Below are 22,179 nucleotides of genomic sequence, written 5' to 3'. Positions count from 1 at the left end.
AAAATTCTATGCAGTATTGACTACTGATAATGAAGATTATGTAAATATATAAAGGTAACAGAAATAATGATTAGACAGAAATATAAGGCACCGATATATCGTTATAAAACTAAGGTTTTTCACTACTCATAAAGCCAAATAGACGTTATCCTTTTTAGTCTAGCTTGTTTAGGAAGAATAACGTTTTTTTGGTACTTAGGCGTATTAAAATCACTTAAGTCGATGGATGTGGGGTACCACCACATGCCAATCAAGCTAAAAATGAATTTTCTATGAAATTCCATTTTTTTGTTGTGCCATTATTACCGTTTCTGTTTCGTTATCAGATAAGCTCAAATTTGTTCCTCATCTTAAAGTGAAACAAATTCATTACTTAAATTGTCTATTTAGTACACTTTTTAAAAATGAAAAAACACGATCTATTCTTTCTATCAAAACATAAGAATAGATTATAGTTTTTATGCCTAAATTTATATTTAATATTCAAATGTATTTCAGATTTATAGATTTCCTACAAAGAAGAATGGAATTTTACCTATTTATAGTGATTTTTAAGAATTGCAAAATAGAACATATATATAACGCTCTATTTAGTTTAAACGAAATTTATATTATACTTATAATAAATGGATATGTGATATAACAATGTGGGATGAAATTTCATATTAAATTTATCAAAAAAGAAAGAGGAAAATGAGAGATGAAAATCAGTTCAAACATAAATAACAGGTTTTATCCTTTAAATACTACAGCTGTAAATAATAATTCTCTAAGTACTACAACTTCACGTATAGTGAGCAATAATCAAAAATATATTCCTGAAAGTAAGACTAGGGATAATCAACTTTCCGAAAAAAATATAGAACAACATATCAATAACAAATATAATGCAATTAACTCACAGGGTCTCAGTATATTTGAATTTCTTAAAATGTTATTGGATAAAGGTGTACCTATGTCAATGATTACAGAAATATTAGTGGGAATGTTAGAGGGGCATAGTAAGAAGAATGAAGAAGCGGAGAAAGGGACAGAAAAAGGAACAGAGAAAGAATTGGTAAAAGGATTAGAAAAAGAAACCGAGAAAGAATTAGAAAAAGGAACAGAGACAGGATTAGTAAAAGGGATAAGTAATATTCAGAAAGAATAAAAAATTTTAGATTTTTATATAATCAAGATTCAAAATCCTTTTTAAATATCTGCTTTTCTTTTGGATGTTTTTCTTACTCTTCTTTAAAGTGTAAAAATACGCTATTCTTTCTGTAGAATTATGGGAAAGGATGGCGTTTTTGTATGTTTATTTCTGTATCTGATGAATTACAATTATTTGTTCAAGAAATTCAAAGTTTTTTATCTCCAAATTTTTGTACAAAATCTCGCTACAACCTCTTTAGCTCAGTTATCTAGCTGTTTAGAAGCATCCACAGAAGTACTCATCATCCCGGAAGGATTGAATAAACGGTTTAATAAAGCGGCCATTCAGTTTTTACAACATATATTGACTAAACTTCTAAATAAAAAATTAACTTCATCTATACGAATTTCTTCTCCATACACCTCTGTTTTCAAGCGGATTTGTATTTTAGATTCAACTGCATTTCAGCTTTCATCCGTTTATCCTGGGGCGGGAGGATGTAGCCATGCTGCTGGAATGAAAATTCAACTTGAATATGACCTATTAAGCGGACAATTCCTACATATCCATACAAAGTCCAGGTAAACAACATGATCGAACCTATGGTTCTTTGTGTGTCTCAACTGTGGAACCAAATGATTTATGTATCCGTGATTTAGGGTATTTTTACTTAAAAGATCTTCAACATATAAGGGGTACCACCCCATGACCATCAAGTTAAGAGATACGTTCTTTCCCAAAACGAAAAAATGAACTTTTTGTTACAAGTTAACACAAAATTTCGTTCTGTAGGTACTATAAAATTTTAGCTGGATAGTGATGGGATCCTGACAGAAAACTAAGCCGAGTTGTCCTCATGCTAAGCTAAGGACGGCTCGGCTTTAATTTTTGGATTTAAAATTATATATTGCTTTATGTAGTCTGGTCACACCTTCTTTAATTTCTTCATTTTTTAGATGCCCATAACCTAAAATAATGCGATTATGATGTTTTCCTTTTTCTATAGTATGATCTTCTACAGGATATACTTTAACTCCAAACCGTTCGATCCATTCGAGTAATTCTTTTGAAAAATGGGATTCATTTAATTCAACAATTAGGTGTAAGCCTGTTGAATAACCGAAAATATTAACCCTATTCGAAAATGTTGTTTTTAAGCAATGAATAAGGAAGTTTCTTCGTTTTTTGTACATTTTCTTCATCTTCATAATATGTCGTTCCAAATAGCCTTCATCAATAAAACGGGCAAGGATAAGCTGTTCTAAAGAAGGGGTATGTAAATCCGAAAACCATTTTAGCTTGCGACATTTTTCAATAAGTTGTGAAGGAAGAATTAAATATCCCATTCTAAGGGCTGGTGATAAGATTTTACTAAACGAACCAATATATAATACACGATCTGAATCCAATCCCTGTAATGAACTTACAGGCGGTCCTTCATATCTAAATTCACTGTCATAATCATCCTCAACAAGATAACAATTTGTTCTTCTAGAATAGTTAATCAATTGAATCCTTCGTTGAATTGGTAACGTTCCTCCTAACGGAAACTGGTGGGACGGAGTAACAAAGATAAACTTTGGATAATTATTTAATGGCAGCAACGATGTCTTCATTCCATATTCATCAACAGGTATAGGGTAAAGAAGAGCACCTGAATTTTTAAATATAGTTTGAATATCATTTGTGATTGGATCTTCCATTATCACTGTATCATCGTGCGATAAAAGTAATTTAGAAACAAGTGTCATAGCTTGGGTTGCACCAGATGTAATCACAATTTGTTCTGGATGACAATCAACACCTCTTGTTTTCAGTAAATAGCGTGATAAAACCTGTCGTAATTCCGGACGTCCTTCGGGAATATCGTATCCAAAAGTAGAAGGTGCAATGTCATTCCATATGGTATAAGACAATTTTGCCCATGTCTTACGCGGAAATAAATCCAGTGCTGGTATACCTGAACGAAAGTTGATGATGTTATCATCTTTATTTTTATCTTCACTCCAATTCACAGAATGAAATGAAGGGGTTATATTCTGTTGTTCTAAAAAAGTTCCTTCGGCAACAAATGTTCCAGCACCCCTTTTTGCAACTAAAAATCCTTCAGCCAATAATTGATCATACGCTTCCAAAATCACATTCCTGGATACATTCAACTCAGAAGATAGTTCACGTGTCGATGGTAGTTTTTCTCCTGATTGTAAGTCCCCGTTTAAAATTTGTTCTCGTATTTGCTGATAAACTTGTCTAGTTAATGGTATATCTAATGACCGGTCAATGGGTATCCAAAGCATATTGAAATTTACTCCTTATCTAAAATTTACTCCTTATCTAAAATTGGTACTTTGAAAATTCATTATAAATGGTACTAATATAAACCATTTTACCATGATAAAGTTTATATAAATATGAAAAAGGAGATGTAAGTTATGACTAATCCAAAGGTTCAATTCACCCAAGCACTTAAATCGGTTGCACGAAATGAACATATTAAATCTTATATTCAGCAGTCCAATGAACTCTATCCTTTATTATTGCAAGCCGCCAAACGGTTTGTAACCGGAGAGCATAGGCAAGATGGGCTTGCAACAGCAAAAGAACTGATTTCAAGAGGTTATTCTATTTCATTGGAATACATTGGTGAAAATACAACAGATTTAGAAGAATGCCGAAACGCCAAAAACGAGTTTTTGAATCTTATTGAAGAAATGGGTTTCTTCTCCATGAAGTCGACTGTGTCGTTTGATTTATCACATATTGGATTATCTGTGGATCCAGAAACAGCTTATATTCATTTACTTGAGTTAGCCAAGAAAGCAAGTCTGTACGGCGTTACACTTATGATAAGTATGGAAGAAACATCAAAAACTGACGATATTCTTGATATCTATAAAAAAACAACTACGCAATATCCTAATGTAGGGATCACTATACAGGCACATTTATATAGGTCCAACAATGATGTTCAGGAATTAGTTCATTATCCTGGGAAAATACGAGTTGTCAAAGGGGCTTATCAAGAAACAGCTGATGTTGCTATGTCTAGATCAAAGGAATTAAATAATCGTTATCTTAAACTTGTAGAACAAATAATAGAATCTAACCACCCAGTATCCATAGCCACACATGATGAAATGCTTATTCAAGAAATGGAAAACCGTCAATACCTTAATCGACCCAACGTAGAAATGGAAATGCTATACGGAATCCGTCCGGATTTGTTAATGGATTTAAAAAGTAAGGGGTACAACTGTAAAGTATATTTAACTTACGGAAAAGAGTGGTACTTGTATTTATGTCATCGAATAGCTGAATATCCGGAAAATCTATATCGTGCAGTAACGGATATGATCAATCCATCTTTAACAGACAGAAGTAGATTATATTGAACGAACATTAAATTCCAAATATGGGGTAGCACCAGATTGCTATCAAGCTAACAAAACTAAACTTCCTCAAAATGCAAAGATACGCTATTCTTTTTGTAGAAACATACAGAAAGGATGGCGTTTTTAGTATGGATTTATCGATTTTTGATGAAATAGAATTGTTTACTGAAGAATTACAGCGACATATGTCACCACATGCTTTGGATCAGTTAGCTAGAAAGATAGGGTTTGTACAACGAAGGAGTAAATATCATGCACAAGACTTAGTGGCTCTTTGTGTTTGGTTAAGCAAAAACATAGCTCATACTTCATTGACACAATTATGTAGTCAATTAGAAGCTAACACCTGTATTTCTATGAGTCCAGAGGGACTCAATCAACGTTTTAACCCTCAGGCTGTTCAGTTTTTACAACAACTCTTAGCGCATTTACTTCACCAACAATTATGTTCTTCTAGCAAGATTCCAACTTTTTATACAAACTATTTTCGACGTATCCGTATATTGGATTCTACACATTTTCAGGTTCCAGATAAATTCACTTCTACATATCAAGGTTCAGGTGGTAGCGGTCAAAGTGCTGGTGTAAAAATTCAACTAGAGTATGATTTACTAAGTGGTCAATTTCTTCATATTCATGTAGGATCAGGAAAACACAATGATAAAACGTATGCTTCTACTTGTTTAACATCCCTTCAACCGAACGATGTATGTATACGTGATTTAGGATATTTCGACTTAAAAGATTTACATACTATAAGCGAGTGTGGTGCTTATTTTATTTCACGATTAAAGCTTAATGCACGTATATATCAGAAGAATAAAGAACCTGAATACTTTCAAAATGGAACCATAAAAAAACAATCTGAGTACATCCAATTAGATATGGAGCAATTTATTAATCAATTACAGTCAGGTGAAACATATGAAATTCCTGAAATCTATATTGGAATGTATCCATTTTTTCGTATTCATCAATGTAGTTCTGTAAAATTGGAAAGACTAGAATGTCACTTATACGGACAATTAATAAGTATCCTTCTTTGTTCCTCCACCATGTTTCAAATGCGCCAATTACTCTTCATCAAGAAGAAACGAGAATTAAGCGAATATAAAGCAACTTATATCATAAAAGATTATTTCTCACTTATTTATCAATCTTTACAAAAAGACGCCGAAGAATTAACAAAGATATTGTTGCGTCTGTTCAATCTCTTACAGGAAAACGGACGAAAATCCCATAGGTATGAGAAGAAAACAGTCTTTGATATATTAGGTGTCGTTTACAATTGCACCATGTCTGATAATCAAGTGGCTTAAATTTAAAAAATGAAACCCTTTAGGGTTTATTTCGTATGCAACTCTTTAAATTCCCTCACATGTAGCCTTTAGAAAAAAACAACGTCAACTATAATTGACGTTGTATGAGCTTAACTTGATAACGATGGGGGTACTCCATATACAAGAGAAAAAGGTTTACTTAAAGTGCTCAAAACTATGAACGTTTCCGCAACATTCCCCTTTGCCTCTTTCGGATAAAATTTATAGGAAGATATAATAAAAGTATAACGATATAAGGGGCGTCTTTTATGAGAAAAGAGAAAAGACAAAGGCTAATTAAACAAGCGGTGAGAGAGCATGAAATAGATACACAAGAAAAGTTAGTAGAGCTGTTAGCAAAAAAAGGTGCAATTGTAACACAAGCTACTATTTCGCGAGATATTCGCGAATTAAATATAATAAAGACAGTTTCTTCAAATGGTTTAACTATATATAAAAACTCCACAGGAGATAGAATACAAACTGATATGATGTTAAAGAAAAAATTGGGGGAAGTCGTCGTAAAGATTGATTATATAAATCAATTAACCATCATTAAAACTTTACCGGGTAATGCACATGTTATAGGTGTGTTATTAGACTCTTTAGACTGGAAAGAAAAAGTAGGATGTATTTGTGGGAATGATACATGTCTTATAATTTCAAAATCACAATCGGATAGGGAAGTTCTAGAAGAGAGATTAAAATTAATTATGTAGATAAAAAACTACTAATATAGGATTTTATTAAAGAGTTTCGTTATTACTGCAGTCTTCGTAAATTAAAGTAGTTAGCGTTATATGAGTTTTATGTATTTAAGCAAAAAAGGATGAGGCATGCATAGTGCAAGTACTTTCCTATCAAAATTTGTGTCTTTATAATAAATGAATTATTCCGCCCGTTGATTTATAGAATTTCAACAAAAAAGCTTTAATATATTTTCGATTATCGCTCCCATTGCTAGTTTTAACTAATTTTATTTCGTTACAAAAATAAGGCAGATTTTCCGGAGCCTTGGTAATAAATTAAACTTTTAATCGGGCTACTTTACTGTATATTGGAATTAATTATCTTCTTAGACGCTGGGGTATCGAGAAAAGTAATTAATTCTAAATAAGATTTTTTAACGTAAGGTAGTTAAAATTTAAAAGTGAGTATAAATAATCGAAAGTACTAGTTATAAGAGAGCGTAAAAGTACCTTGTAAAGTAATGCATATAACATAGAAAGATATAAGAGATAGGTGGAATTTATGAATACAAGACAAAAAGAAATTTTATTTCTGCTATTATCTGAATCTAACGACTATTCATTAGTACAAGACCTTGCGGATACGGTGAATTGCTCTGAAAAAACAATTCGTAATGACTTTAAAATAATTGAGGAGCACCTTGCGGGTTATTCAAGTGCGATTCTTGTTAGGAAACCGGGACTAGGTGTGTACTTAGAGATTGAGGAATATGAAAAGGTGGACTTGTTTAATAAACTTTATTGTATTAATAATCGCACAAAGTATGAATCAGATGAAGAAAGAATTCTACAAATTGCATATAACTTATTAATGAATGTAAAGGCAGTTACTGCACAGAAAATGGCATCCCAACATTTTGTAAGTCGAACTACTATAAAAAAAGATCTAGATAGAATTGAAGTATGGTTACATCATTTTGATTTAACCATTGTTTCAAAGCAGCGAGTTGGACTTATTATTGATGGAAATGAAAAGAAAAAAAGAAGAGCATTGGCTAGATTATCAGATTTGATTGGTAATTCTGATCTTACAAATCAATTTATTAAAGAACAATTTCAATATCATGAGGTTGAATTTGTTACGAACGAATTGAAAGCGTTACAAAAAAGAAATGCATTGTTTTTTACAGATGATACATTTGAAAGTTTATTAGTGCATACGTTGCTTATGGTACGAAGAATGAAGCTTAAGCAACCTATTTTAAATGCTGAAAAGGAAATTAAAATACTGAAAGAAACAAAAGAATATATATGGACATTGGAGTTTTTAAAACAGCTGGAATGTGTTTTTTCTGTTCATTTTACAGAGGAGGAAGTTACATATTTAACAGCTCATATTTTAGGTGGAAAAATCCGTTATCAAGATAAACCAATGAAGGATAGCACACTTACTGAAAGTAATCCAATGCTTGCTATGGTTATACAACAATTAGTTAACCGTATGTCGAAGTTATATGGAATTGATTTCAGTAAAGACGATATTTTAATTGAAGGGTTAACTATTCATCTATATACCGCATTGAATCGTCTAAACTATGACCTTTCTGTCTCGAATCCAATGTTACACGATATAAAAAGAATGTATCCCTATGCGTTTAATGTATTGATACAAGTATTAGAAGAAATAAATGAATCTCTAACTATATATATTCCAGAAGAAGAAGCGGCTTATCTTACGCTACACTTTGAAGCATCTGTTGAACGATTAGATTACCAGGGGAAATCTAAAAATGTAATTATTGTTTGTCATATGGGAATTGGCATGTCGCAATTGTTACGTACAAAAATTGAGCGTAAATTCCGTCATATCCATGTGATGGACTGTATTTCAAAAGCTGATTTACAAGGTTATATTTTGAAACATCGTGATGTGGATCTTGTTATTTCAACTACTACTCTTTCAAGATTAAACATTCCTTATATAGTAGTATCCCCATTATTAGAAGGACCGGAAGAAAAGAAGCTAGGAGAATTTATACAAAATTGTGATGAGCCAAGTTATAAAGAACAAAAAGACTTTGTTATGCTCAATTATACATCTCCATTTTTAGTATTTTTACAACAGGATATACAACATCCATATGAGTTAATTGAAAAATTAGCATATGCTTTGCATAGTAAGAGTTATGTAGATAAAGAGTATGCAGAAAATGCAATTATAAGAGAAAAAATGTCAGCAACAACAATTGGGGGAGGAATTGCAATTCCTCATGGAAATCCGAAATTTATTCAAGAGTCAGTAATTGCAATCGCTACATTAAAAGAACCAATTGATTGGGGAGCAGAGAAAGTATCACTTGTATTTATGCTAGCAGTTAAAAGTGATGGACAAGAGGTAACGAAACAATTGTTTCAGGAACTATCCTTTATAAGTGAGCAACCATCCTTTATTCAAAAACTTACGAAAGAAACAAACGTAATGAAATTTTTGTCCTTTTTACATACTTAACCGAAAAGTAGAGGCCCAAATAACTGTTATTTGCTTAGGTAAAAGATTTATTTTCCGGAAGTTACGGTAAAAAATGAAACTTTTGACGTCTTAATATTAATTTATAGTAAATGTAGGCGCTTAGTAAAAAGTGTGAGGAGGATTAAGAATGAAATTGTTAGCGGTTACATCATGTCCAAATGGAATTGCCCATACCTATATGGCAGCTGAAAATTTACAAAAAACAGCGGATAAATTAGGAGTCCAAATGAAAGTTGAAACCCAAGGTGGAATAGGGGTAGAAAATGAGTTAACTGAACAAGATATTCGCGAGGCGGACGGCATTATTATAGCTGCGGATAGAGTCGTAAATAAAGATAGATTTGTAGGGAAAAAATTGTTGGTTGTTGGAGTACAGGATGGTATTCGTAAACCAGGAGAATTAATTGAGAAAGTAATCAGCGGGGATGTATCTATTTATCATTCACAGTCAAAAAAAGTAGAAAGTAACCAACAGGAAAAAAAGCAAAATCCGATATATCGTCATTTAATGAATGGTGTATCTTTTATGGTCCCATTTATCGTAGTTGGAGGATTATTAATTGCTATTGCCTTAACACTTGGGGGAGAAAAAACTCCTGGGGGTTTAGTGATTCCAGAGGGTTCTTTTTGGAAAACCATTGAACAAATTGGTGGTGCATCATTTACGTTCATGGTTCCAATACTGGCTGGATATATTGCATATAGTATAGCGGATAAACCTGGACTTGTTCCTGGGATGATTGGTGGATATATTGCAGCAACAGGAAACTTTTACGGAAGTGAAAGTGGTGCTGGTTTTCTTGGTGGAATTATCGCTGGTTTTCTAGCTGGTTACATAGCGTTAGGAATCAAAAAATTAAAAGTTCCAAAAGCGATTCAACCAATTATGCCGATTATTATTATTCCGGTATTTACTTCTCTTATTGTAGGCTTAGCATTTGTATTTATTATTGGTGCTCCTGTTGCACAAGTTTTCTTATCATTAACAGCTTGGTTAGCAGGTATGCAAGGGTCAAGTTCAATTCTCTTAGCATTAATTTTAGGGGCAATGATTTCATTCGATATGGGTGGTCCAGTCAATAAAGTAGCATTCTTATTTGGTTCAGCAATGATTGGAGAAGGAAACTATGAAATTATGGGTCCAATTGCTGCAGCAATTTGTATACCACCAATTGGAATGGGACTGGCTACTTTCATAGGTAAGGGGAAATTTCAAGATTCAGAGAGAGAAATGGGTAAAGCATCATTTACAATGGGGCTATTTGGTATTACGGAAGGTGCAATCCCCTTTGCAGCACAAGATCCACTTCGGGTTATTCCAAGTATAATGGCTGGTTCGATGACGGGTGCTGTGATTGCGATGATCGGTCATGTAGGAGACAGAGTAGCACATGGTGGTCCAATAGTTGCAGTGTTAGGGGCAGTAGATAATGTGTTTATGTTTTTTGTAGCTGTAATTGTAGGCTCTATTGTGACAGCTGTTGTAGTAAATGTATTGAAAAAAGACGTTTCAAAGTTAGAAAAACAAGAAAATGAACAAATAAAAGAAGTATCAGCAACAATAGAAGTGCAACAAATGGAGCAAGAAGCACAAAGCAAAAGTTCACAAGTAGAGAAGATGAAAATTAAAAAGCTAACAGATATTACAAATTTAGAATTAATTGAAACGGATTTAAAAGGAGAAACACGAGATGACATCATTGATGAGATGATTCAAAAATTAAAGCATGTAGGTGCATTGCATTCAGTGACAGAATTTAAACAAGCTATTATGAATCGTGAACAAGAAAGTACTACAGGGATTGGTGTAAACATTGCTATTCCGCATGGAAAATCAGATGCTGTTAGGAAACCGAGCGTGGTATTTGGAATTAAACAATCAGGGATAGATTGGAAGAGTCTTGATGGAACTGAAGCAAAATTAATATTTATGATTGCAGTACCAAAAGAAAATGAGGGAAATCAACATTTGAAAATCCTTCAAATGCTTTCTCGAAAACTAATGGATGATAGTTATAGAGAGCAGTTATTATCTGTTCAAACAAAAGCAGAAGCATACAAACTACTAGATGAAATTGCATAGAATGGAGGATTCAAATCATGACTGAACCATTATTTTTTGCACCTGTTTTTAAAGAAAGAATTTGGGGTGGGACACATTTAACTTCTTTTGGATATGAAATTCCATCAAATCAAACTGGAGAGTGTTGGGCTTTTGCAGCGCATCAACATGGACAAAGTATTGTTAAGAACGGAAAGTATAAAGGGCTATCCTTGGGTGAATTGTGGGATAACCATCGAGATTTATTTGGAAATATGGAGGGGGAGCGTTTCCCCCTTCTTACAAAAATTTTGGATGCCAATCAAGATCTATCTGTTCAAGTTCATCCTAATAATGAATATGCTAGCGTGCATGAGAATGGAGAACTAGGAAAAACAGAGTGCTGGTATGTAATCGATTCCACTAAAGACGCAGAAATTATATATGGGCATCATGCGAAAACAAAAGAAGAATTAATGTCTATGATTGAACAAAAAGAGTGGAACCAACTGTTACATCGTGTGAAGGTCAAACCTGGAGATTTCTTCTATGTGCCGAGTGGAACTGTCCATGCAATTGGTAAAGGGATTTTAGTATTAGAAACACAACAAAACTCTGATAAAACCTATAGATTGTATGATTATGATAGAAGAGATTCAGAAGGGAATTTACGTGATCTGCATCTTGAAAAGAGCATTGATGTAATAGAAACTCCATTTAAATCAAATCAGTTAATGGTTAAATATGAAAAAGTAGATGATTTGATTATAACTAGCTTTATCAAATGTCCATATTTTTCAGTGGCAAAATGGGAGTTAGATGGATTAACTAGTTTGGAACAACAAAAAGAATTCCTTCTTGTTAGTGTAATAGAGGGTGAAGGTGAATTAATTAAAGAAGGGGAGCACTATTCCTTTAAAAAAGGAGACCACTTTATAACACCAAATTACTTTGGAAGATACGATTTGGTAGGTAACTCTGTATTTATTGTTTCGAGTATATAAATTTTATGGTTTTCAATTAATATAATGTTTAAACACAAATTAACCAGTTCTTAATTTTGAGGATCTGGTTAATTTGTTTGAAGAGTAGTGATCTTATAATCTTTTTATATTACGTGTAACGTTTGTATTTCATGATATAGCACAATTTGAAAAAAAGTTTTTTAAATAGCAATCGTATTAAGACTTCACAAGACGCGTCTTGGCTAACGGTTCCAATACAAATGAAGGATTATAAAGAAATTCCATATTTAATGACTTTAAATGGCTTATGGGTTGTATGTTTTCAATTTCCAATTTCAAAGTGGTTAACTCACAAATCAATTGGTAAATCAATGCTATATGGTGCCATTCTTTTTGGTGTTGGCCTTTTAGCTATAGGGTGGTTACCAAAGTGGTTTCATGTAGTAGATGCAAATGATTTAATTATTCTAAGCTCATTATTGATAGCTTATACAGTTTATACAGTAGGGAAATGATTATGTCACCTGTACAAATGACATTCGTCGCTAATATAGCTCCAGAACATTTGAGGGGGACTTATATGGGGGCGGCTGGCCTGTAATGGATTACAGGTAATGTATTTGGACCCCTTCTAGGCGGTGTATTACTGGATCAGCTTTTAGGGCATATGTTATTTACAATCATAGGTGTAGGTTATATTATTTCTGGATTTGTTTACTTACCTCTAGATAGACTTATTGAGAATAGAAGTAAAGAAGTACCTATAAAACAAACATCTTAATTTTAATATTGTTAATGAGTTGAAAATTAAATTTTATGTTTTAAGAGTTAAATAAAGTGCACGTTTATTATTAATAAGCGTGCACTTTATTTATTAGTGTTTAAATTTAATTTATATATAATGAGTTTTTTAGGTTACGACTTAAGTGTATAAAAGTAATTTGCTACTTGATTTAATTAATTTCAACTAAACTTCTTGTCTTATCAATATGATTAAGTAACATACGATACTCTCCTTCGTACATAGTTATACGTTGTAGAAGGGACTGATTTTCTGTCTCTAAATGTTTTATTTGACTTTGTAAGTTTGTAAATTCATATGTTTTTTTATAATTTTGTAGAAAGAGAATAATATCATCTAATGTCATAGATAAAGAGTTTGTTTCTTTTTTTTGTTGAGAGGGAGAAATATTATTTCCCACTTCTCGATTTTGTTTTGCTTGTTGTATTTCCTCTTGGTATTGTTTTTTCACGTATGAATTCCAGCGAAATCCACAGGCTGCAGGTGTCCGGTTTAGTAGCTTTGCTACTTCTTTGAATGCAGCTAACTGTGTTCCACCGTTACGAATATTCTGGAGTACTGTTGATGCGAGAAGTAAATCGTTATCGTTAGTCCAGGAATCTTGCCTTGAGATTACCACGTTTTGACCTCCTTTACATGCTTTATATTACATATATGCAATTACTTAAAATGATAGAAGTTTAACTTATCTTAAAATAATTAGAAGTATGTATTATTTAAAATGCGAAATTGCATAAAAAATTAGATTGACTATTAGTTATAGATGTAACTATAATAGTTACAGTTATGTAGCTAAATTAATAGGTTTGATGGTATGAAGTAGTTGTATTAATGATGTTTAAGCAAATATTAAAAAATGAACGGAGTTGGAAATATAAGAAGTTTATATAAAAGAATTAAGGTCATATAAAGCATTTTATAATTATATATAAATTAAAAGAGGTGCACATTTTGAAAAATTTTAAGAAAATTATAGTTTCTTCAATTGCGTTAACGGCATTTAATGGGGTGGGTGGACTACTTCCAAGTGATAAATCAGAAGTTGCCTATGCAGCTAGTTACAATTATTTAAATAAGCAATTGAATTCTACTGTACATAAGCAAGTTACGAAACAATTAATTTTGAAATTTAAAAATGAGGCAAATTTGCCGTATCAGGATGGAATAGAAAAATTCATTAAAGAAGAAAAAAAAGATCCTGACTTAATTGGAATTTTAAACGAATACCCAAATGTAACTATAAATCGACTTTTTAGTTCTTTAAATCCTAAAGAAATTAAAAATTTAGGTAGAGAAATAAACGACTCCGAACATATTTCTTCCAATTTGCTAAACTATTATATTGTAGAAAACCAAGGTGATATTGATGTACAAGCCTTACTTGCAAAGTTTGAGAAATCATCTCTTATTGAAACGGCGTATTTACAGGAAGAAGAAACGCCACCTGAAGAGCGTTTACCAAATTTATCTGTTAATCCATATGATGAGCCTAGACTTACAAGACAAGGTTACCTTGAACCAGCACCATTAGGAATTAATGCACCTTATGCTTGGAGTATAAATGGTGGGGACGGAAAAGGAACTACTTTCGTAGATATGGAGTATGGTTGGTTATTAAATCATGAAGATTTAGTGAATCAAAAGATTGAATTGATGTCCGGACAGAATAAGAGTGAACACCATGATCATGGTACCTCAGTATTGGGAATTGTTTCTGCAGAGGATAATAACATTGGTGGAATTGGGATTGCACCAAAGGCTAAGGTAAAGGTTGTATCCCAGATTAGGGATAACGGAAATTATAATACAGCTGATGCTATTTTAAGTGCGGTTAACAATATGCAAGCTGGTGATATTCTTTTACTAGAGGCACAAGCAACTTACGATGGATATGGAGATAAGAACTATTTTCCAGTGGAAGTAAAACCAGACATATTTGATGCAATTCGTATGGGAACAAATAAGGGAATTATTATTATTGAAGCAGGTGCAAACGGTGGAAATGACTTGGATCAATTTAGAGACCGTAATGGTAAACAAGTTTTAAATCGTAATAGTCCTGATTTTAAAGATTCAGGGGCAATTATGGTTGGGGCAGCTTCTGCAAGGGTTCCTCATAAACGTTCATATTTCTCTAATTACGGTAGTAGAGTGGATGTGTATGGATGGGGGAATGCAGTAGATACTACAGATGCTAAACCAAGTGAATTTATAACAAATCTATATACATCTAGTTTTGCTGGAACATCTAGTGCATCGCCTATTATTGCTGGTGCTGCAGCATCAATTCAAGGAATTGTAAAAAATAATCAGGGGAGAGTATATACACCAAGCGAGCTTAGGGATATTTTAAGTGATTCTAGTACTGGAACGAAATCTAATGATCCAACTTCGGATAAAATTGGTGTGTTACCTGACTTAAAAGCCATTTTATCTAAACTTGGTTTTTCACCAAACTTAAATAATGATTCTTCCATTGTATTTCCTGAGGAACAAGAAATAAATAATGGAAATGAAGGATCTACTATTACATTCCCAAAAGAGGATTCAGCTAATAGTGAAGGGGACTCTAGCTTCATTTTCCCAGAATAATTGTAGATGTATTTTTTATTTAGTATAAAAGACTTTTATATAAATAGTTGTTTATAATACTAGTCAGATAGGCTCTTATGTGTAATAGCATAAGATCCTATCTGTTGTACTTTTAATCTTATGAGGTGGAAAGTACTTCTGAGTATATTTTTAGTGTAGTGAAGTGTCTTATATCAACATTTTAATAATATTCAGTGTAGCCTCATTATAAATTTAGAAATGGACTAATTTTTCAATTATATGCATAATGGAAATTGGTGGTAATAGTGCAGTCCAACCAACTGCATAAACGTTTAATTTTTTAACTAATTTGTAGTTTTCAATATTTGAAATAGGTAATGCATTGTTATAGAAATTGCTGTATAGAGTAATGGAAACGAATGTGTTTAAATAATTAGATAGAAGGAGGGGCTTATGTTAAGGATTACTTAAAGATAAGCCCTTTCTTTTTTATTATTTCATGACATTCATCCCAAAATTCTAAAAGATGTGGAAGTAGGAGTAGTTCAAGATAGGTTGTATTTAATTTATGACAACTTTAATAAATTAATTTTTACTATCGTATGAATTAGGATAAATTATTATAGGTTATGGTTATTACTTAGCATTTTGTTTTACTTGATCTATTAATTCATTAAGGGTCTTACCGCTAATATTGTCAGTAATAGTTTCATGTATTTCATTTTTTAATACAATTGTTTTACCTGCAATTTCTGCCTTGGAAGACATTTTACTTTCATTAATAGTTTCTATGTTTGTTTGAAGGTCAGCTTTGTTATTTTCATCAAAAGTAATTGCAAATGGTTCAATTGCTCCGTAGTAGTTTCCAAATAATTGATCCTTCTTCAAAAATAGCATATATTTTTTATTAACTTTAGGCTCGATATATAAAGGATCCTTATTTTGAACATTTTTAGTAGTTACCTTAGTAGCTTGTTTTGTAACTGTGCCATCTGGTGCAACAACTGCATTAGAATCTTCAAGCTTAACTGTTTCAGCAAAACGATGATTAATTTTTATTTGTTTATTTTCATTATTACCTTTAATTGTTTCGGAAATATTGAAATTATATAGATGTCCTTCAACATAATTTTCTGTATCTTCTTCCGATGGATTATTTGGATTACGTGCCATATTCCACTTAGAGTCAAGACCTCCATATTCACCAATTACAACTAGATCAGCTTCATTAATCATTTGATTTAAATCACTTGTAGCAGGGAAATCTTTACTGAGAATGACAGTTTCAGCATTCTTATCTTCGCCAGCAACATTGGAGAAGTGACTATTATATGCTGAATATCCTCCAAAACCAATCACTGCAGCTAAAGGAATTGCAATTACTATAGTTTTTGCTTTTTTACTTAACATTAAGAAATCATCTCCTTTTTCTGTTAATAGATTGCATTCACACCATTTTTATCGTCAGTTTGAGGGACGTGCATAGTAGTACGATTACGATTGCTGTTCATAATTGAAGTGCCACTGTTGTGACCTATTCCTATTGCATGACCAAACTCATGTACTCCTGTACTTTTAGCAACATTAGATTTTGTAATATTTGTATTCCCTGCATTAATATCACCAGCGAATTTTGTTACTTTTTTAGTGGATGTATTATAAGTTGTGTTCATTCTTCCATAATAAGTAGAGGAACTTTCAAACCAAGAGTTTAATTTGTTCACTGAAGAAGAAGAAACTGTAAAGTTAATACGAGAAGCAGTGTACCAGGCTGAATCTGCAGCTTGCCAACCAGATTTAATGATACTGGAGCCATCGTCTAATCTGTCTCCCCACTTATATGTAGCTGATTTTGAAGGTAGCTTCCATCCTTCTTTTACATAAGCTTCTGAAACTCCAACGCTGGAAAAGACAAATACACTACCTAATAAAAATGCAGTAATTCCTTTTCTAAAATTCATATTATCCCTCCAAAGATTATTTTTAACAAGAGAATTATAGCATCATTATCTTGTTTTGAATTAATATTTTTTAAAAGTTCGGAATATTCATATTGAGAAAATGGTATAAAATATCTTTTAAGGAGACGTTATTATAATGTATATACATAAAGTAATAAAATGGAGTCTATGTTTATTAATATTTACTTTTTTAATTATTATTGGTAAAACAATTTGGTCAAATACAGATATAGCAGAAGTGTCTAATGTTTCATCGAATTCTGAAACTATAGTATTAAGTAAGACATTCAAAACTACAAATCATTTAAGTGAAATGGTAGAAGAAGCAGATGTAATTGTACTAGGTAAATATAACGGTTTACACTCTAAATGGAATATGGCAAACAATTCATCATATGAGATTCAAGATGAAGATGTCGAAGGCCATCTGTTTAATTTTCATGTTAAAGAAATTTTAAAAGGGGACTCCGTAGAGAATAAAATTTTAATAAATCATAGATACTCAGAAAGCCTAGTATTAGAGGAAAGTAATGAAGTTATTGATGAAAATGGAATAATTCTGAAAGGTGCTACGAAAGTGTTTACAAAAAAAGTGAAAAATAAAGATCCATTGTATATAAAACCTAAATCTGGTGACACATATATAGTTTTTTTAAAGGAAAATAGTAAACTTGGACATTTTTATCCAGCTGTAGAACCTTTTATGATTCAGTTTGATTTAAGGGATATTGCGCAACTAAAAAGCAATCTAATAGATTGGGATAAAAATAAATATAAATATAAATTTGAGGTAAAGGTTAAAGAGAAAACTTTTTATATTAAAAATGAAATATATTCAATCATCAAAGATAATATTAGTGGGAAAAAATTAAAGGATATTAAGGATTTTGTAAAAGGGTCTTCAAAAATGAAATAACATTTTCACGGGCTATAAATCTACCCTGCATTAAAGAATAGAATTTGCGTAGATTTAAACTATTTGCAAAAGAAGTTATGGGGATATTAGATTTTTAAGTAAGAAAATAGAATAATTAAGCTGGGATAAAGTAAAAAAGAGATCTAATAAATAGGTCTCTTTTTTATTTTCGAAAAAAATTAAATTAAAATCAGTCTCCATTCCTCACCAATAAGCACACTAAAATAAATACTATTTGGGCATTCTAGCAAATTAGCTACTTTTTCATACCTATTTCGTTCCTCTGGCCGTTAACAAATACTAAATATAATTTATAACATTGTTCAGATTGTAAATGAATTATCACATATTTCCAATACATATTTGGATAGCAGTAGTAATGTAGAGACTAGTATGAAAGAGCAAGAAATGTATGTACAAGAAAGTGGAGAACTATCAAGATCATTCAGTTGGCTATCACAAGAGTTAAAAGAATTAATTAGAGAGTTTAAAATTCAATAAAATTAATAAATATCAGATAAATTTTATTGAAAAACTTTTTTTTACTTTGAATTTAATAATGTAAATCACATGCTTACTTAAATAAATATAAATTTTGCATATTTAATTGGAAATAGAGCATGATATTACCAATTAAATGGAGGTGTGTTAGAAATGCAAATACGAGAAAATAATAATTCAAACGAGATTTTGGTAGCAGCGGCAGCAAGTGCAATTGAGCAAATGAAGTATGAAATTGCTCAGGAGTTTGGTGTTACACTTGGACCAGATTCAACATCACGAGCAAATGGTTCAGTAGGTGGAGAAATTACAAAACGTCTAGTGCGTATGGCGCAAGAGCAGTTATCTGGTCAATATAAAATTCACTAAAGTTAAAGGTATATCCCATTGAAGGGATATACCTTTTTAATTTGCTTTTAAAGAGGATCGTTAAATTTTTTATTGTTGGTTAAGTTTAGAAACTGCAAATTTAGCTGTGAAATTCATTTTCTTCATGTAAGAAGAATTTACTCCTGCTTGAAATTGAACAGAAATATTACCGTCTTTTTGTGCTTTGAATACGCGACCATATGGTGAATTAGCATTGTATGTGCCAATTACTTGATTATCTGCATCAAAGACTGTATAAGAAATGGGGAACCCGGAATTTTGTACAAAGACTGTAAGTTCTTCCCCTTTACTAAGATTAAATGATTCTTTTTGAGAAACTTCATAGGAATTCATAGAGTAATATTTTGTAACTTCTTGAATTTCTAAATTCGTAGTTGCCGCACTCGCTTTTAGTGCCTCTGCTCCTGGTAAATTCATACCTGATAGTACTGCAATTCCTAGTGCCCCTGCTAAAATAGCTTTTTTCATAATGCTAGTTCCTCCTTTAATATATTTTGAGATTTGAAAAGGAAGTGAAAATACCACTCCTTGAAACTATTATAGTTACAACGAGAATTATTTTCAATTGGGTTTGAAATGTAATTTTGCATACATAAGATGTCGATATAAGGTAATATATCCAATATTTTAAGTATTCTTTAAAAGGAAGGGGTGATAAATTTTAAAAACTATAAATGGGATGTTAGCCACTTTTTACATATGCTAATCCTATAAGTGAATATTTTGTTGGGGTTATTTTTGTTCATTTGCTTTAAATGGAATATTTTAATGTTGATAAAGTTTTATAAATTGGTATTATTAAACAAAAATGAGATATTGTGTGTTATTCTAAAGAGGCAACAAAGCACACCATCCCGATAATATTGTGTATATTTATCCTATGTATGTCGTTTGTATTAGAAATAAGAAGTCTCTTAAAAGAGACTTCTTATTTTTGTATGGATGGAGTATTACAGATGATTGATTATTATCAATTTTTTTATTTATTATGTCAGGTATTTCCTTATTTTCTTAAATACAACACGTTGGAAAATCAACGAAAAGAAACAAATCGACATTCTTTGTTGTAGTATTTTTATTTTTGAATTATTTATTTCTTAAATTTGTATAGGTAAATGTAGGTGGGATGCGTTTTTTAATAAAAAGTATAGAAAAATCAAGAAGGTGAATTCATTGCGTAAACATGTATATGTGCAATTTTATGTATTGATATTGGCTTTAATAACTTATATAAGCTTTTGCTTTATATTTTTATTTGTTTTTCCGAATCATTATTTCGTATCAGATTTTAATATCCGACTATCATCTTTAGTCGTTGAAACTACTGTATTTATCTCATTACTGTATTCTATATTATCCCAAAAAATTAGGTTAGGAGTATTCTGGTTTAGGATGGTTAAAATAGGTTCGTGCATTAACTATATCGTATCAATATAAAGTGGTGTCACAAACAGTAAGGTACTACACCAAATAATTGGTTGTATAAATATAATTAATATTTCTCAAATATTTACAAAATTTTCAGCGAATTCCTAAATGAAGGCTTGGTTACGGTGTTTTATAGAGATAGAAATCTGCTTTAAGACTATTAATTCAGAATGTTTAAATAAAAATTCGTAGACTTGTTGTTATTTTTTTCCTATACTAAATTTGTAGTTTCGATTTCAATTTTCTGTAAATCCGCGCGGGACTGGAAATTGTTTTAAAGGGCTTTTGCTAAGTAAAAAAAGAACTACAATAATTGATTTTCATTTTATAGAAATAAGGTGATTTTTTGTTTGTTTGCAAAGAGCATGTATTGGAAGTGGTTCGAAACTTGAATGTACCGCATATTTGTGAAACAGACAAAAATATAAAATGTAGGTATTGTGACCATATGTCTCAATATGAATTGTATATTTTTGATTTCAGGAATATGTCAAAAACAATGCGATTGATAAATGCACATTAAGTTATTATGTAATGTTAGGTAAGGTATGTTATTTTTTCGAAATAATATATACGTTATTAATCTATGCAAATAATCTTTTAATCTCGATTCTGAAAATAATACATAATCAGATTATTGTGTCACTTATATTGCGGGATGGAAGTAAAGACTAGGGGGTTAAATTAAGAAAATGAAATTTATCTTTTGGCTGAAAAATGAAATTCTATATATAATTTACATATATTTTAATTTTATTATGAATGAGCCTAAATCATAGCCTGTTTTTAATATAGCGATAGTTAAAATTATGATTAATGGATATTGAATAAATGGATGGGTAAGAAACTCTAGTAGATTCTTCATAGTGTAAACCTCCATTGTATAAATAGTCTTTACTTATATAGTATTATAAATTTTTATATAAGGATTACTAACTATAACAATGCATACTATTAAGAGTATCGCAAAGAAGGGTAACCATATGAACAAATTCATTATGTAAGGAAACTTCAATAGATTAACATGAAAAACATTCAAATTATTAGTTAGATGCTTAATAGTCGTTGATTATGTACGGGCTATTTGGCTTTTATTTAAAATAAAGTGAAATTAATTTTAAAAATATGTTTGAGGACAGATTGATGTTTAGATGTTTTAGATTTGAGAAAAAAGAAACAGAATAATAAGGTATTTGTTGATAAAGAATCTCTTCAGTTACATAATTTTACATATTTGCTATGATGTTTATGAGTGCTATATATTAAGGGAGGAATAGGAATGAAGAGGTTCATAACTCATGTAAATGGTAATAATATCTTTAAAAAGTTAGTTTTAATGTTGTTGCCAATGGTTTTAATGATCATGATGATAACCCCATCGAATGATGTATTGGCAGCCAACCAATCAAATGTAAGTTCACTAAAAGGTGTGAGTCTATTTAATGGAAGCTGGACTGTTGCTATACAAGCTGCAAATTTACAATATGTGTCTGCTGAGCCATCGGGAAATGTGGTAGCAAATCGTAGTGCAGTTAATGAATGGGAGAAATTCGAATT

The 22,179-nt window shown here is 31.4% G+C and carries 15 protein-coding genes and 6 pseudogenes; 16 read left to right on the top strand and 5 right to left on the bottom strand.

Annotated elements, in window-relative coordinates; genetic code table 11:
• The first annotated feature begins 700 nt into the window (after positions 1-700).
• Both HMPREF2590_RS12865 and HMPREF2590_RS12860 read left to right on the top strand, forming a co-directional pair.
• Positions 701-1,150, top strand: a complete 450-nt coding sequence (locus tag HMPREF2590_RS12865; RefSeq protein WP_050822735.1) for a hypothetical protein — start codon at positions 701-703, stop codon at positions 1,148-1,150.
• 143 nt (positions 1,151-1,293) lie between these two features.
• Positions 1,294-1,829 (top strand): annotated as a pseudogene (locus HMPREF2590_RS12860) (IS4 family transposase); the annotation flags it as partial.
• A 187-nt stretch (positions 1,830-2,016) separates the two neighbouring features.
• Here the strand turns inward: HMPREF2590_RS12860 and pdxR are convergent.
• Entirely contained in the window at positions 2,017-3,432 is a 1,416-nt protein-coding gene (gene pdxR / locus HMPREF2590_RS12855) for a MocR-like pyridoxine biosynthesis transcription factor PdxR (protein WP_000964401.1), read from the bottom strand.
• Positions 3,433-3,567: 135 nt separating this feature from the next.
• On the opposite strand from pdxR, the gene HMPREF2590_RS12850 reads away from it, so the two are divergent.
• The 8 genes and pseudogenes from HMPREF2590_RS12850 to HMPREF2590_RS12820 form a co-directional block, all read left to right on the top strand.
• Positions 3,568-4,527, top strand: a complete 960-nt coding sequence (locus HMPREF2590_RS12850) for a proline dehydrogenase family protein (protein ID WP_050822737.1) — start codon at positions 3,568-3,570, stop codon at positions 4,525-4,527.
• A 128-nt stretch (positions 4,528-4,655) separates the two neighbouring features.
• Complete coding sequence (locus HMPREF2590_RS12845; RefSeq protein WP_050822738.1) at positions 4,656-5,846, top strand: IS4 family transposase; 1,191 nt, start codon at positions 4,656-4,658, stop codon at positions 5,844-5,846.
• A gap of 269 nt (positions 5,847-6,115) precedes the next feature.
• Positions 6,116-6,565, top strand: a complete 450-nt coding sequence (locus tag HMPREF2590_RS12840) for an arginine repressor (RefSeq protein WP_050822740.1) — start codon at positions 6,116-6,118, stop codon at positions 6,563-6,565.
• A 532-nt stretch (positions 6,566-7,097) separates the two neighbouring features.
• Entirely contained in the window at positions 7,098-9,044 is a 1,947-nt protein-coding gene (locus tag HMPREF2590_RS12835; protein WP_050822742.1) for a BglG family transcription antiterminator, read from the top strand.
• Positions 9,045-9,192: 148 nt separating this feature from the next.
• On the top strand, positions 9,193-11,148 hold the full coding sequence (locus tag HMPREF2590_RS12830) for a PTS fructose transporter subunit IIABC (protein WP_000770304.1): 1,956 nt from the start codon (positions 9,193-9,195) through the stop codon (positions 11,146-11,148).
• Positions 11,149-11,165: 17 nt separating this feature from the next.
• Positions 11,166-12,110, top strand: coding sequence for a mannose-6-phosphate isomerase, class I (gene manA, locus HMPREF2590_RS12825; protein WP_000138689.1), 945 nt, complete (start codon positions 11,166-11,168; stop codon positions 12,108-12,110).
• Positions 12,111-12,231: 121 nt separating this feature from the next.
• Positions 12,232-12,358, top strand: a pseudogene (locus HMPREF2590_RS30350) (WbqC family protein); the annotation flags it as partial.
• A pseudogene (locus HMPREF2590_RS12820) lies at positions 12,353-12,852 on the top strand (MFS transporter); the annotation flags it as partial. The pseudogenes HMPREF2590_RS30350 and HMPREF2590_RS12820, both read left to right, overlap by 6 nt.
• A gap of 172 nt (positions 12,853-13,024) precedes the next feature.
• Here HMPREF2590_RS12820 and HMPREF2590_RS12815 read toward each other — a convergent pair.
• Positions 13,025-13,492, bottom strand: a complete 468-nt coding sequence (locus HMPREF2590_RS12815) for an RsfA family transcriptional regulator (protein WP_000237082.1) — start codon at positions 13,490-13,492, stop codon at positions 13,025-13,027.
• A gap of 332 nt (positions 13,493-13,824) precedes the next feature.
• Here HMPREF2590_RS12815 and HMPREF2590_RS12810 point away from each other — a divergent pair, with 332 nt between their 5' ends.
• Positions 13,825-15,465, top strand: a complete 1,641-nt coding sequence (locus tag HMPREF2590_RS12810) for a S8 family peptidase (protein WP_000787704.1) — start codon at positions 13,825-13,827, stop codon at positions 15,463-15,465.
• A gap of 597 nt (positions 15,466-16,062) precedes the next feature.
• Here the strand turns inward: HMPREF2590_RS12810 and HMPREF2590_RS12805 are convergent.
• Both HMPREF2590_RS12805 and HMPREF2590_RS12800 read right to left on the bottom strand, forming a co-directional pair.
• On the bottom strand, positions 16,063-16,836 hold the full coding sequence (locus HMPREF2590_RS12805; RefSeq protein WP_000949357.1) for a hypothetical protein: 774 nt from the start codon (positions 16,834-16,836) through the stop codon (positions 16,063-16,065).
• A 23-nt stretch (positions 16,837-16,859) separates the two neighbouring features.
• The gene (locus HMPREF2590_RS12800) at positions 16,860-17,387 is read right to left on the bottom strand and encodes a matrixin family metalloprotease (protein WP_001011319.1); all 528 of its coding nucleotides are present in this window, start codon (positions 17,385-17,387) and stop codon (positions 16,860-16,862) included.
• Between the two features lie 136 nt (positions 17,388-17,523).
• Between HMPREF2590_RS12800 and HMPREF2590_RS12795 the strand changes: the two genes are divergently transcribed.
• From HMPREF2590_RS12795 to HMPREF2590_RS12785, 3 genes and pseudogenes are all read left to right on the top strand, one after another.
• Positions 17,524-18,303, top strand: a complete 780-nt coding sequence (locus HMPREF2590_RS12795) for a hypothetical protein (protein WP_000275461.1) — start codon at positions 17,524-17,526, stop codon at positions 18,301-18,303.
• A 297-nt stretch (positions 18,304-18,600) separates the two neighbouring features.
• Positions 18,601-18,804: pseudogene (locus HMPREF2590_RS12790) on the top strand (methyl-accepting chemotaxis protein); the annotation flags it as partial.
• A 153-nt stretch (positions 18,805-18,957) separates the two neighbouring features.
• The gene (locus HMPREF2590_RS12785; protein WP_001167052.1) at positions 18,958-19,173 is read left to right on the top strand and encodes an alpha/beta-type small acid-soluble spore protein; all 216 of its coding nucleotides are present in this window, start codon (positions 18,958-18,960) and stop codon (positions 19,171-19,173) included.
• Between the two features lie 69 nt (positions 19,174-19,242).
• On the opposite strand, the gene HMPREF2590_RS12780 is transcribed toward HMPREF2590_RS12785, so the two are convergent.
• Positions 19,243-19,662 carry a hypothetical protein gene (locus HMPREF2590_RS12780; RefSeq protein WP_000709194.1) on the bottom strand — a complete coding sequence of 140 codons (420 nt, stop codon included), beginning with the start codon at positions 19,660-19,662 and terminating at the stop codon, positions 19,243-19,245.
• 705 nt (positions 19,663-20,367) lie between these two features.
• Here HMPREF2590_RS12780 and HMPREF2590_RS28835 point away from each other — a divergent pair.
• Together HMPREF2590_RS28835 and HMPREF2590_RS12775 are read left to right on the top strand one after the other, a co-directional pair.
• Positions 20,368-20,580 (top strand): annotated as a pseudogene (locus tag HMPREF2590_RS28835) (hypothetical protein); the annotation flags it as partial.
• Between the two features lie 1,321 nt (positions 20,581-21,901).
• Positions 21,902-22,179 (top strand): annotated as a pseudogene (locus HMPREF2590_RS12775) (fascin domain-containing protein); the annotation flags it as partial.

Source organism: Bacillus sp. HMSC036E02 (assembly GCF_001836235.1).
GTDB classification, from domain to species: domain Bacteria; phylum Bacillota; class Bacilli; order Bacillales; family Bacillaceae_G; genus Bacillus_A; species Bacillus_A cereus.
This window is presented reverse-complemented; position numbering and strand designations above follow the sequence as displayed.